Annotated in this window: 10 protein-coding genes; all 10 read left to right on the top strand. The window is 67.5% G+C overall.

The window, feature by feature from the left end; all coding sequences use genetic code 11:
- The first annotated feature begins 82 nt into the window (after nt 1-82).
- The 10 genes from Q5Z10_RS17480 to Q5Z10_RS17435 all read left to right on the top strand — a co-directional run bounded on the left by Q5Z10_RS17480 (nt 83) and on the right by Q5Z10_RS17435 (nt 12,508).
- Nucleotides 83-469: a RidA family protein gene (locus tag Q5Z10_RS17480; protein ID WP_303636632.1), complete on the top strand. Its 387-nt coding sequence runs from the start codon at nt 83-85 to the stop codon at nt 467-469.
- 7 nt (nt 470-476) lie between these two features.
- On the top strand, nt 477-2,588 hold the full coding sequence (recG, locus tag Q5Z10_RS17475) for an ATP-dependent DNA helicase RecG (protein ID WP_303636631.1): 2,112 nt from the start codon (nt 477-479) through the stop codon (nt 2,586-2,588).
- A gap of 456 nt (nt 2,589-3,044) precedes the next feature.
- Entirely contained in the window at nt 3,045-3,983 is a 939-nt protein-coding gene (locus tag Q5Z10_RS17470) for a nucleoside hydrolase (protein WP_303636630.1), read from the top strand.
- Nucleotides 3,984-4,072: 89 nt separating this feature from the next.
- The gene (locus tag Q5Z10_RS17465; protein ID WP_006389217.1) at nt 4,073-4,315 is read left to right on the top strand and encodes a type B 50S ribosomal protein L31; all 243 of its coding nucleotides are present in this window, start codon (nt 4,073-4,075) and stop codon (nt 4,313-4,315) included.
- A gap of 296 nt (nt 4,316-4,611) precedes the next feature.
- Complete coding sequence (locus tag Q5Z10_RS17460; protein ID WP_303636629.1) at nt 4,612-5,889, top strand: citrate synthase; 1,278 nt, start codon at nt 4,612-4,614, stop codon at nt 5,887-5,889.
- Between the two features lie 187 nt (nt 5,890-6,076).
- Nucleotides 6,077-6,442, top strand: a complete 366-nt coding sequence (locus Q5Z10_RS17455) for a NirD/YgiW/YdeI family stress tolerance protein (RefSeq protein WP_303636628.1) — start codon at nt 6,077-6,079, stop codon at nt 6,440-6,442.
- A 207-nt stretch (nt 6,443-6,649) separates the two neighbouring features.
- Nucleotides 6,650-7,714, top strand: a complete 1,065-nt coding sequence (locus Q5Z10_RS17450) for a hypothetical protein (RefSeq protein WP_303636627.1) — start codon at nt 6,650-6,652, stop codon at nt 7,712-7,714.
- A gap of 381 nt (nt 7,715-8,095) precedes the next feature.
- On the top strand, nt 8,096-8,602 hold the full coding sequence (locus Q5Z10_RS17445; RefSeq protein WP_303636626.1) for a CS1 type fimbrial major subunit: 507 nt from the start codon (nt 8,096-8,098) through the stop codon (nt 8,600-8,602).
- 55 nt (nt 8,603-8,657) lie between these two features.
- Complete coding sequence (locus Q5Z10_RS17440; protein ID WP_303636625.1) at nt 8,658-11,378, top strand: TcfC E-set like domain-containing protein; 2,721 nt, start codon at nt 8,658-8,660, stop codon at nt 11,376-11,378.
- Nucleotides 11,375-12,508 carry a CblD like pilus biogenesis initiator family protein gene (locus Q5Z10_RS17435; protein WP_303636624.1) on the top strand — a complete coding sequence of 378 codons (1,134 nt, stop codon included), beginning with the start codon at nt 11,375-11,377 and terminating at the stop codon, nt 12,506-12,508. The genes Q5Z10_RS17440 and Q5Z10_RS17435 overlap by 4 nt, the downstream gene beginning before the upstream one ends.
- Nucleotides 12,509-12,514 lie beyond the last annotated feature (6 nt).

Here is a 12,514-nt window from a genome sequence, read left to right as displayed (position 1 = left end):
ATCGGATGCCGCCGGGCATGGCCCGGTGCTGCCGGGTTGGTACAATCACTGCTCTGTTTTCCCCTACGTACCGGAGCGACCCATGTCCCGCCAGATCATCAACACCGAACAGGCCCCGGCCGCCATCGGCCCGTACTCGCAGGCCGTGCGCGCCGGCAATACCGTGTATTTTTCCGGCCAGATTCCGCTGGACCCGGCGACCGGCGAGATCGTGGGCGTCGGTGACGTGGAAGCCCAGGCCCGTCGTGCCTTCGACAATCTCAAGGCCGTGGCCGAAGCCGCCGGCGGCTCGCTGGACAAGGTCGTGCGCCTGGGGCTGTACCTGACCGACCTGGCCGAGTTCGCCAAGGTCAACGCGGTGATGCAGGACTATTTCCAGGCTCCGTTCCCGGCCCGTTCCACCATCGAAGTCTCCGGCCTGCCCAAGGGCGCCAACTTCGAGGTCGATGCGGTGATGGTCATCGACTGACCCCCACGTGGCACGCAAGGCGGCGGTCACCCCGGCACTGTCACCGTCCGGCGAAGCATCCCTGGCGATGCTCGCCGGCGTCGGTCCGGCCGTGGCCGCCAAGCTGCAGGCGCGTGGCCTGGCCACCCTGCAGGATCTCTGGCTGCACCTGCCGCTGCGCTATGAAGACCGCACCCGGCTGACCCGCATCGAAGACCTGCGCAACGGCGTGCCGGCGCAGGTGGATGTGCGGGTGGTCGCGGTGGAGCGCGGCATGCGCTACCGGCCGATGCTGAAGGTGGCGGTGGAAGATGAAGGGCAGGGCACCCTGGTGCTGCGCTTCTTCCACTTCCGCCAGCAGCAGGTCGGTCAGTTCGCGGTAGGCAACCGGCTGCGTTGCTTCGGCACGCCCAAGGCCGGCCACCTCGGTCTGGAGATCGTCCACCCCAGCTACCAGGTGCTGGGCCGCAACGACGATCCCGATCTCGGCGACCGCCTCGACCCGGTGTATCCCACCGTCGAGGGCGTTGGCCCGATGACGATGCGCAAGCTGATCGGCCAGGCGCTGGACCGCCTGCCCGAGGAAAGCGCGCTGGAGCTGCTGCCCAGTGGCTGGCTCGACGGCCTCGGCCTGCCGTCGCTGCGCAGCGCGCTGCTGACCGTGCACCGGCCGCCGCCGGATGCCGATCTGGCGGCGCTGGCGGCAGGTACCCATCCGGCGCAGCGTCGGCTGGCGATGGAAGAACTGCTGGCCCACCACCTCAGCCTGCGTCGCCAGCGCATCGCATTGCAGGCCCATCACGCGCCGCCGCTGGCCGGTCCCGGCAGGCTGGCCAAGGCATTGCTGAAGCAGCTGCCGTTTGCACTGACCGGCGCGCAGGCGCGCGTGTTCAAGCAGATCCGCGAGGACCTGGCGCGGCCCAGCCCGATGCTGCGGCTGGTGCAGGGCGATGTCGGCTCGGGCAAGACCGTGGTTGCTGCATTGGCAGCGATGCTGGCGGTGGAGCAGGGCAAGCAGGTCGCGCTGGCCGCACCGACCGAGCTGCTGGCCGAGCAGCACCTCAACAACCTGCGCGGCTGGCTGGAACCCCTGGGCGTGCGCATCGCCTGGCTGGCCGGCAAGGTCACCGGCAAGGCGCGCACCCGGGTGATCGAGCAGGTCGCCAACGGTGAAGCGCAGGTGGTGGTCGGTACCCATGCGCTGATGCAGGACGCGGTGGTGTTCCAGGACCTGGCGCTGGCGATCGTGGATGAGCAGCACCGCTTCGGCGTGCACCAGCGGCTTGCACTGCGCGACAAGGGGGCGGGCGGCAACAGCGTGCCGCACCAGCTGGTGATGACCGCCACCCCGATTCCACGCACGCTGGCGATGTCCGAGTACGCCGATCTGGACGTATCGGCGATCGACGAGCTGCCGCCGGGGCGCACCCCGGTGCAGACCGTTGCGCTCAACAATGACCGTCGCCCGGAGCTGATCGAGCGCATCGCGCTGGCGTGCCGGGAAGGGCGGCAGGTGTACTGGGTGTGTACCCTCATCGAGGAAAGCGAAGAGCTGGATGCCACGCCGGCGCAGGCCACCTACGAATCGCTGCAGGCGTTGCTGCCGGGTGTCCGCGTCGGGCTGGTGCATGGCCGCCTGAAGGCGGCGGAAAAGCTGGCGACGATGGTGGCGTTCAAGGCCGGTGACATCGATCTGCTGGTGGCGACCACGGTCATCGAAGTGGGCGTGGACGTGCCCAATGCCTCGCTGATGGTGATCGAGAACGCCGAGCGCCTGGGCCTGGCCCAGCTGCATCAGCTGCGTGGCCGGGTCGGCCGCGGCTCGGCGGTATCGCGCTGCGTGCTGCTGTACCAGGCGCCGCTTTCGCAGATGGCGCGCGAGCGCCTGCAGACCATGCGCGAGACCAACGACGGCTTCGTCATTGCCGAGAAGGACCTGGAACTGCGCGGTCCCGGCGAACTGCTCGGCACCCGGCAGACCGGCCTGGCCGGGTTCCGCATTGCCGACCTGGCCCGTGACGCCGGCCTGCTGCCCGGCGTGCACGAGCTGGCCGAGCGCCTGCTGGACCAGCAGCCTGCGCTGGCCGACCGCGTGGTGCAGCGCTGGATAGGCACCGCCGTGCGCTACGCCTCGGCGTAAGTGCCGCTGCGCTCGCCGGGCATGGCCCGGCGCTACCGGAGCACCGAAGCATCGGTAGCCGGGCCATGCCCGGCGGCTGTCCGCGCTACGCGCGTGAGTCGAGCGTGGGCTCGACGCTACAGACAGCCTTCCCGATCATCTCGTGGATGTGTCGACCAAGGTCGACACCTGAAAGGACAGAACGCCGTTCCGGCAGACTGCAGAAATCTGTCGAAGGCGGGGTGGGGCCGGTGGCGGGGGCGTGAGCCGCATGGATGCGGCGACCGAGCTTACAGGGACGTACTTGCAGCGTCCCCCGCCACCGGCCCCGCCCCGCCAACCCACGGATAGCCAGCTTTTGCTCTTGCCGTTGCATTGAGCGGGTGCAGGGCGCAGCCCTGCCGAACCCCCAACCCCCATACTTGCAACGGTCATCATCCCGGTCCACACTTCGTTGCCGATCTGAAGACGGCAACGATGACCCACAAGATCCCGCTGTTGATCGATACCGACCCCGGTGTCGACGACGCACTGGCCCTGCTGATGGCCTTCGCCGATGAACGGCACGACGTGGTCGCCCTGACCATCGCCGCCGGCAATGTCGGCCTCGACTACACCGTCCGCAACGCCCTCAAGCTCTGCGACATCGTCGGCCGCACCGACGTGCCGGTGTTCGCCGGCAGCCCGGATCCGCTGCTGCATCCCGCCGTCGACGCTGCCCACGTGCATGGCCGTGATGGCTATGGCGACGTGGACCTGCCGCCGCCCAGCCGCCAGGCCGAGGCCGAACATGCCGCGCTGGCCATCCTGCGCCTGTCGCATGAACATGCCGGCCAGTTGATGCTGGTCATGCTGGGGCCGCTGACCAACCTGGCGCTGGCGCTGAAGCTGGATCCGACCCTGCCGCAGCGGATCAAGCGCATCGTGGTGATGGGCGGTGCGGTCACCTGCCACGGCAACATCACCCCGGCGGCCGAATTCAACATCGCCTTCGATCCGGAAGCGGCGCACGTGGTGTTCACCTCCTTCCGGCACCTGCTGGTGTCGGACTGGGAAGCGACCGTGGCCCATGGCCTGCCGCTGGCGGAGGCCGAAACCTGGCTGCAGGCCGATTCCGATCGCGCCCGCTTCTACGAGCTGATCTCGCGCAAGACCCGCGGCCTGTCCGAGGACAGCAAGGGCGGCCGCTGGTACACCGCCGACGCCCTGGCCATGGCCTGGGCGCTGAACCCGGAAGGGCAGCTGCAGGTCGAGTCGCGCCCGCTGAACGTGGAACTGAACGGCACGTTCAGCCGGGGGGCCACCCTCGTCGACTGGAACCGGCAGACGGGCCAGCCGGACAACTGCGACCTGCTGATGGCGTACGACCAGGCCCGCTTCGAGGCCCTGGTGCGGCAGGCACTGGGCGCGGCCTGAGCCCGCAGGGGCAGCAACCGGTTGCCGCGGGCGGCAACCGGTGTTTATAATGCCGCTCTTGACCACCAGCCCATTTACGGTGTGAGCCCATGAAGGCCGATATCCATCCGAACTACCGCGACGTCGTCTTCCATGACGTCACCTCCGATTTCAAGATCCTGACCCGCTCGACCATGAGCACGAAGGAAACCATCAAGTGGGAAGACGGCAACGACTACCCGCTGGTCAAGGTTGAAATTTCCTCTGCTTCGCACCCGTTCTACACGGGCAAGCACAAGGTCATCGATACCTCGGGCCGCATCGACAAGTTCCAGAAGCGCTACGCGCGCTGATCTGTCGAACCTGGTTCGATCAAACGGCCGCGCTTTGCGCGGCCGTTTGTTTTTCCCCGCCAGCCACCCAACGGGTGTTTGGATGGACGGAACACTGCGTCCTTGTGACAACCCTTTTGCCGAACCCGGCCGCTTGTTGGCAGGTTCCCGGCTGCCTGTCGTCTACGACTTCTGTCTAGCGCCGGGCAAATGCTGCTGTGCGATAATGACCTGATCCCCGGCACAGGCCGAGGACGTCATTCACGTGCCTGACCAATGCGCTTGGGCAGGCGCCTTCCCATGAAGGAGCGCACACAGTGTCCGATCTTGATCAGGTCACGCTCAACGCCGGCGATACGTCGGTCGTTCTGCCCGTCATCAAACCCACCCTTGGCAACGACTGCGTCGACATCGCGAAGCTGACCAAGGAAACGGGGTATTTCACCTACGATTCCGGTTTCACCGCGACGGCCAGCTGCAAGTCCGCCATCACCTACATCGACGGCGACAAGGGCGTGCTGCTGTACCGCGGCTACCCGATCGAGCAGCTGTCGGAGAAGTCGAGCTACGTCGAAGTGGCCTACCTGCTGATCAACGGCGAGCGCCCGAGCGCCGAGCAGCTGAAGGCCTTCACCGACGAGCTGGCGGCTGAAGCCAACGTCGATCCGTCGATCAACACCCTGATCGGCAGCTTCGCCAAGGATGCCCATCCGATGGCCATCCTGACCGCCGCCATCGCGCAGCTGTCGGGCATCTACCACGCCTCGCTGGACCTGTCCGACGCCGAACAGCGCCGCCAGGCCGCCGTGCGCCTGATCGCCAAGGTGCCGACGCTGTCGGCGCTGATCTACCGCCACGGCAAGGGCCTGCCGGCCAACACGCCGGACACCTCGCTGGACTACGTCAGCCGCTTCCTGAAGCAGACCTTCGAGTCGGCCGATGGCCAGTACGATCTGAACCCGGACGTGGTCAAGGCGCTGGACCTGCTGTTCATCCTGCACGCCGACCATGAGCAGAACGCCTCGACCTCGACCGTGCGCCTGGTCGGTTCGACCGGTGCCAACCCGTACGCGTCGGTCGCCGCTGGCGTCACCGCGCTGTGGGGTCCGGCCCACGGCGGTGCCAACGAAGCCGTGCTGAAGATGCTGGAAGAGATCGGCAGCGCCGACAACGTCGAGTCCGCCGTGGTCAAGGCCAAGGACAAGACCTCCGGCTTCCGCCTGATGGGCTTCGGCCACCGCGTGTACAAGAACTTCGATCCGCGCGCCAAGGTCATCGGCGAGATGACCAGCAAGGTGCTCAAGCAGCTGGGCGTGCAGGATCCGCTGCTGGACGTGGCCGTGAAGCTGGAACAGGCCGCGCTGCAGGACGAATACTTCGTCGCCCGCAAGCTGTACCCGAACGTCGATTTCTACAGCGGCATCATCTACAAGGCGCTGCAGATCCCGACCGAGATGTTCACCGTCATGTTCGCCCTGGGCCGTACCTCCGGCTGGGTCTCGCACTGGCTGGAACAGCAGGTCGACCCGGAAATGAAGATCGGCCGTCCGCGCCAGGTCTACACCGGCAGCGACGTGCGCGACTACCAGGGCTGATCGCCCGCGTCGGTTGTGCTGAGGACGCCCCGCATCTGCGGGGCGTTTTTTTTGCGTGCACGGTGGGCTGTGCGTGCCTGCCGCTGCCGGTTTTCACGCGTTTTCGGACACATTGCATGGGCATCACGGCCGCTGCGGTACAAGCTGTCTGCGTCATAGGACATCCCATTCACTCCAGGAGCTCCCCATGAAGCATCTGCTTGCTCTCGCCCTGATCGCCGCGCCGCTGGTCGCCGTCACCGGCCCCGCGCAGGCCCAGTACACCGGCCCGGGCGCCACCAGCGCCGTCACCACCGTTGCCGAGGCCCGCAGCCAGCGCGATGACCACCCGGTCGTCCTGCAGGGCAAGCTGGTTGCCAAGGTCGGCCACGAGCGCTATCGCTTCAAGGACGCCAGCGGCGAAATCGACGTGGAGATCGACGACGACGACCTGCCCAATCACCAGGCCATCGGTGCCGACACCGTGGTCGAACTGCACGGCGAAGTGGACACGCACCGCTTCAAGCCGACCGATATCGATGTCGAGATCGTCCGCATCGTCGGCGCGCGCTGACGCCGCACTACCGCCGGAAACGCCCCGCATTGCGGGGCGTTTTCTTTTGTGCGTGCGTGGCAGGTGCCAACCCCGGGCGGCACGGCGTTGGCGGCACCCTCACCGCGCCAAGACCGCGTGATTCAGGGGTCTCGCCAGCTTCACAAGCGCTCGCGCAGCCTCGGTACGCCAGCTGCCTGCGCAGCACTGATACGGAGCGTCCATTCCATGAGTACCCGATTCGATCCCGCCGAGCGCGGCCCGCTCGGCGCCGACATCACAACCGTTGTCACCGCGCCCATCATTCCGCCCAGCAGCGAAAGTGCCGTTTCCTGGGGGGCGATCCTCGCGGGCGCGGTGGCGGCTGCTGCGCTGTCGCTCATCCTGCTCATCCTCGGCGTCGGCCTGGGCCTGTCCTCGGTGTCGCCGTGGTCGTTCGAAGGCGTCAGCAAGGAAACCTTCGGCTGGTCCAGCATCGCCTGGCTCACCTTCACCGCACTGGCCGCGTCCGGCCTGGGCGGCTACCTGGCCGGCCGCCTGCGCACCAAGTGGACGCAGATCCACGGTGATGAAACCTACTTCCGCGATACCGCGCACGGCTTCGTGTCGTGGGCGGTGGCGACGCTGCTCACCGCGGGCCTGCTGACCTCGGCCATCAGTGGCGTGCTCGGCACGGGCGCGAAGGTGGCCGGCGCCACTGCAGGCGCCGCTGCATCCACGGCCGGCGTTGCCGCTGCGGGTGCCGGTAGCGCCGCCGCGGCCGCGCCGGAAGGCGACCTCAACTACTGGGTGGATTCGCTGTTCCGCAGTGCCACCAACGCCGGTGTTGCCGATCCCGCGGCGCCGCCACCGCCGGGCGCGCCGATGGATCCGAACACGGCTCCGCCGCCGGCACCGAATGCGGGCCCGCGCGAGGCCGGCATGGCGCCGCCGCGTCCGATGCCGGGCCGTGCATCGTCCGGCGACCGTCGTGAACTGCGCGCCGAAGTGAACCGCATCATCGTCAACAGCCTGCAGGGCGATGGCCTCGACCCGGCCGACACCCAGTACCTGTCGCAGCTCATCGCGCGCGAAACCGGCATGAGCCAGGCCGAAGCGCAGGCCCGTGTGACCGATGTGCAGACGCGCATGCGTGCCGCGCTGGAGAAGGCAAAGACCACCGCCAAGCAGGCGGCCGACGATGCCCGCAAGGCCGCAGCGTATGCCGCGCTCTGGCTGTTCATCACCCTGCTGATCGGCGCGTTCTTCGCCAGCCTCAGCGCCACCTGGGGCGGCCGCCGCCGCGACCTGTAAGACACCGCTACTGCAAGGAGACCGACCATGAAAATGATTCTGCTGTGGCTGCTGGGCGTTCCGATTCCGCTGTTGATCCTGTACGCGATCTTCTTCTGATCCCATCCCGTGAAGCGATGACGTCAGGCCGCCGCAAGGCGGCCTGATGTATTTGGCGTTGCCGCAATGAGGTTTGTTGCAAAGGGCTGGTGAGGACAATTGCATAATCCTCAAACTTTGAGCGACTTCAAGGAATCTCCTTAACATTCATCCATTTAGGAAAGCTTGAATGGCCGCAGGATAGGCCGCTGCCTACCATTCTCTCCGTCGCCCGCCCCCATGCAGGCGGGTGATGCCTCCCGCACCGGAGGCTTCATATCCCACCGTCCGAGAGAGACAACCATGCACGCCATTTTCAAGAAGGCCGCGCTCGCTGCAGCGCTGGCTACCGTTTCGCTGTCGGCGAACGCTGCCGAAACCCACATCACCGTCCTGGCCGACGTCGACCCGACCCTGGCCCTGCTGCAGGCCGATGGCAGCGCGCTGCCGGACGCGATCAAGCTAGACCACGCCCCGGGCCGTGGCCTGATTCCGTGGTCGCAGCAGGTGCGCATCTATTCCAACGACATCGACAAGGACATCGAGGTGCGTCTGATCAACGAGCCGGTGCTGGTCGGCGATGCCGCCGGCACGCCGTCGGTGCCGCTGTCGGTCAGCCTCAACAGCCGTGAACTGGGCCTGGCCGCCACCGATTACCTGGCCGCCGATCTGTTCGACGGCGCACTGCCGGGCGCCTCGGTGTCCATGCCGCTGCAGATCGCGCAGAAGACCCCGGGCGCCATCAGCGTGGCTGACCGCTTCCAGGGCATGGTCAGCATCGCCATGAAGCAGAAGACCGCCAGCCCGTAAGTTCTCCCCGTGCCGGCCCGTTTCCGGGCCGGCCGCTTCTGGTCGCCCCGCTCCCATGAACGTTCCCGCCCCCGCCGTGACCCGGCTGGCGTTCGCGCTTGCCCTGTCGCTGGCTGCACCGATGGCCGCCGCGCGCAGCGTTCCCGCCGGCTTCGAGGATCTGGTCGAAGGCCAGACCGAGCAGCTGGATGTCCGCCTGTTCGGTCGCTCCAGCGGGCTGCTGCCCGTGCGCGTCACCCTCGACCACGTGCAGCTGGAAGCGCCCGCCGAAGCGCTGCAGGCGCTGCAACTGCCGGCCGAAGCGCAGGCGGCGTTGCTGCCGGCGTTGTCGCAGCCACTGCCGCGCAACAGCCACCTGGCCTGTCGCTACGGCGGCGCCGCCGCCGGTTGCGGCTATCTCGATCCTCCGGAGGACCCCACCGCCGTGCGCGCACTGTATGACGAGGGCGAGGGCGCCGTGCGCCTGTTCGTCGCCCGCCAATGGATTCCCGGCGAACCGGCCGCGCAGCGCCACCACCAGGTCAGCGCCAACGCCGAGAACGCCTTCCTGCACCAGCAGACGGTCAACCTCAGCGGCGGCCGTGATTACCAGTCGCTGGCGGCGCAGGGTGCCGGCGTGCTGGGTCTGTTCGAGCGCGGTCATGTCTCGGCCAACTGGACCTTCAGCCACCAGCGCTACCGCAACCAGCGTACGCGGCACGACTTCCAGTTGGACAACGCGTACTACCGGCACGACATCGGGCCGGAACACTACCTGCAGGGCGGCCGCATGGACCGCCGCAACCTGTCCAGCCCACAGGGCGGCACCTTCAGTTTCAGCATGCTGCCGCTGGACCGTTTCCAGGGCCTGCGCGTGGGCACCACCCAGGCCTACGTGGACAGCGAAGCGGCCGTGCAGGCCACGCCGCTGACCGTGCTGTTGGCGCGCGATGCCCGCGTGGATGCCTTCGATGGCCAGCGCCTGCTGCAGACCTACTACCTGCAGGCCGGCATCAACCAGATCGATACGCGGCGCTTCCCGTTCGGCAACTACACCGTCACCCTGCGCATCTACGAAGACGGCGTGCTGGTGCGCAGCGAGGAAGCGCCCTTCGACAAGGGCGGCGACTGGGCCGACAGCAGCGTGCAGTGGTTCCTGCAGGGCGGCCGCCGCAGCGAACGCCGCAGCGACCAGTTCGACGGCGAAAGGGCCGCCATGGCCGGCGTACGCGTGCCGCTGGGCCGCAGTGCCACCGTCACTGCGGGCGTGGCCGATCTGGGCGGCTTCCGCTATGGCGAACTGCGCGTGGACCTGCGCAGGGTGTTCGCCACGCAGGAGATCCGCGCCAGCTTCAGCGGCATGCAGGGCAGTGATGGCAGCCGCGGCCAGCAGCACCAGCTGTCGTACCGCCGCCGTGCCTCATGGAACCTGTACCAGCAGCGCATGCGCGGCAAGGCCTGCGAGTTCCGCGACGATGCCCGCGACCAGCTCGGCTGTGCCGATTCGCTCAGCGCTTCGGTGGCGCTGCCGGTAGCCGGTGGCCATGCGTACCTGGCCTATACCCGGCGCCAGACCTGGCGGCAGGGCGTGGGCGTACCGGGCGATATCGACGATCCGCTGTACGGCCTGGATCCGTTGCTGCCGCCGTGGGCGCCACGTCCCAGCCGCGAACCACAGCTCAGCCGTACCTGGCAGGCCAGCTACAACCGCAGTGAGCGCTGGGGCGACTTCAGCGCCTCCACGCGCGTGGGCGTGTGGCAGCAGCACAGCGACGGCAGCCTGCGCAGCAGCCGCGACCGCGGCGTGTTTCTCACCCTCACCCTCACCCGCCTGCAGCAGGGCGAGCGCGGCAGTGCGCAGCGCCGCTACGGGCTGGATCTGCGCCAGCCGCAGCACCAGCGCCCGGATGTGACCTACAACGTGGCGCAGAGCCTGCGCCAGGACCGCGACGATCAGTTCCGCGAACTGTCCGCCGAACTGCGCGGCAGCAACAATGATCGCTACAGCGCCACCCTCAGCGGGCAGCTGCAGAACCGCATCGGCCACACCGGCGCCACCGTGTCGCACTACCAGCAGCGCGGGCGCGATGAAGTGGCCTACAGCGCCACCCACAGTTCCGGCGTGGCGCTGGGGTCGCGCGGTCTGTACTGGGGCGGCGGCCTGGGCGCCGACGCAGGCCTGGCCGTGCAGGTGGATGGCACCGACGACCTGGAACTGACCGGCGTGGCCGCCGAACTGCAGGTGGGCGGCCTGCGCCGCCAGCGCCTGAAGCTGGGCGACCGCCGCCTGCTGCCGGTGTCGGCGTATCAGTCGCATCGTGCCGAAGTGCAGGATGCCAGCGCGCTGGACAGCATCGCCTCCATCCGCGTGACCGGCGTGGGCGGTGCGCGCCCGCTGTTCCTGCCGCCCGGCAAGCTGCTGCGCATGCCGGTGCCGATTGAAGTGACCTACACCTTCATCGGCAACGCGCAGGATCTGGCCGGCACGCCGCTGCGCGGTGCCCGCATCCTCAACGCGCCGGTGCCGGGCACCGGCAGCAACGGCGGCTTCGTAGCCGACTTTCCGCGCCGCGAAGCGGTGCTGTACCTGCTGCAGGACGACCGCCTGCTGCAGTGCCCGCTGCAGGTGCGCGAGCGCCGCCAGGTAGTGCTGCTGGTGGGGGCCGTGCAGTGCGAGCCGCTGCACGTGGCGCAGCTGCCGGCCGACATCCGCCAGCAGGCGCGGGTGACGCGCCTGCTGCAGGAAAAGGCGCTGATCGCCAGCAGCCAGCAGGCTGCTGCGGGAGGTGCGCGATGAGCCGGCGGCTGTGGTGGTGGCTGGTGCTGTTCTGCGCGCTGGTGCTGGTGGTGCCGCGTGCGATGGCGCAGCGACCGCCGGAAACGCATCCGACCGATGAGCATCGCGACATCGTGATGAGTTGGGATCGGTCTGCGATGCCGGGGGACATCGTGTTGATGCCGCCGCGCACAATTCTTGGCTATGAGCAGACTGGAGTCATGGACTACGGGCACATGTTCATGACTTGTCGATCTGAACTGACTGCGGAAAAGGGCCGTTGCCCGAGTGAGGACACAAAAGAAGACAGCATTGGCATCCCAAGCACCATTCCACTTCGCTTCACTGAGCTTCGAAGTGGAATGGAAGTCGAGCTGAATGTCCTCGCATCCATTCGGCGAGCGGATGCGAATGTTGCCTGTAGTTCCGATTACTGGTCTGGGCCACCGCGAAAAATATGGTCGTCCGCAGCGGGAGCTTGCGCGGGCCGCGCACGAGTGGGAACTGCTGGAGAAATTTCGCTGGCGGGAGCGGAGTTGGCTCGACTGGTTGCAGGTCGATGGGCAGCCACTCTTGAGCTTGTCCTTAGCACTCCTTTACAGGCGAATCTTGCTCTATACAGCTTCAGATTCGAACTCACCATCACCGACTACGACGCGGTCTCCATCTACCTGCCTGAATTCCAGGAAGCCACACCCACCGTAGGCCTCAATCTCAGCTACGACCCCATTGCCCGAACGGTCGGTGGCCGCGCTCACCTGGACATGTGCCTGTATGACGGCCTCGGTTCGCAGAGTGAGTACCTGGGGGTCACCGTGCGCGACAGCGGCACGCGCCCTCCCGGTCCCACCGGCTATTCGGTCTGGCACACCGACGGTGCCGGCGGTGACAGCCAACGCATGGACTACACCGTCACGCTCGACCACAACGGCGCGCGCATTCCATTGCGCAACGGGGTGGAAGAGCAGCTACGCAACATCGATACGGCGCGCCTGCGCCTGGTGATGTTGCCCGGGATGTCGCAGCCGGTGTTCTGCGTGCCTACGCCGCTCACCCTCGATACCCCGCGCGTACCCATCGACGAGAAACGCTCTGGTGCCTACCAGGGCGATCTGAAGGTCGAACTGCGCCTGCCTACCTCCCGCCCGTGAAGCCGA

Source organism: Stenotrophomonas sp. 704A1, assembly GCF_030549525.1.
Lineage (GTDB): Bacteria > Pseudomonadota > Gammaproteobacteria > Xanthomonadales > Xanthomonadaceae > Stenotrophomonas > Stenotrophomonas tuberculopleuritidis.
The sequence above is the reverse complement of the archived record's forward strand: the minus strand, read 5'-3'. Positions and strand labels throughout refer to the sequence as shown.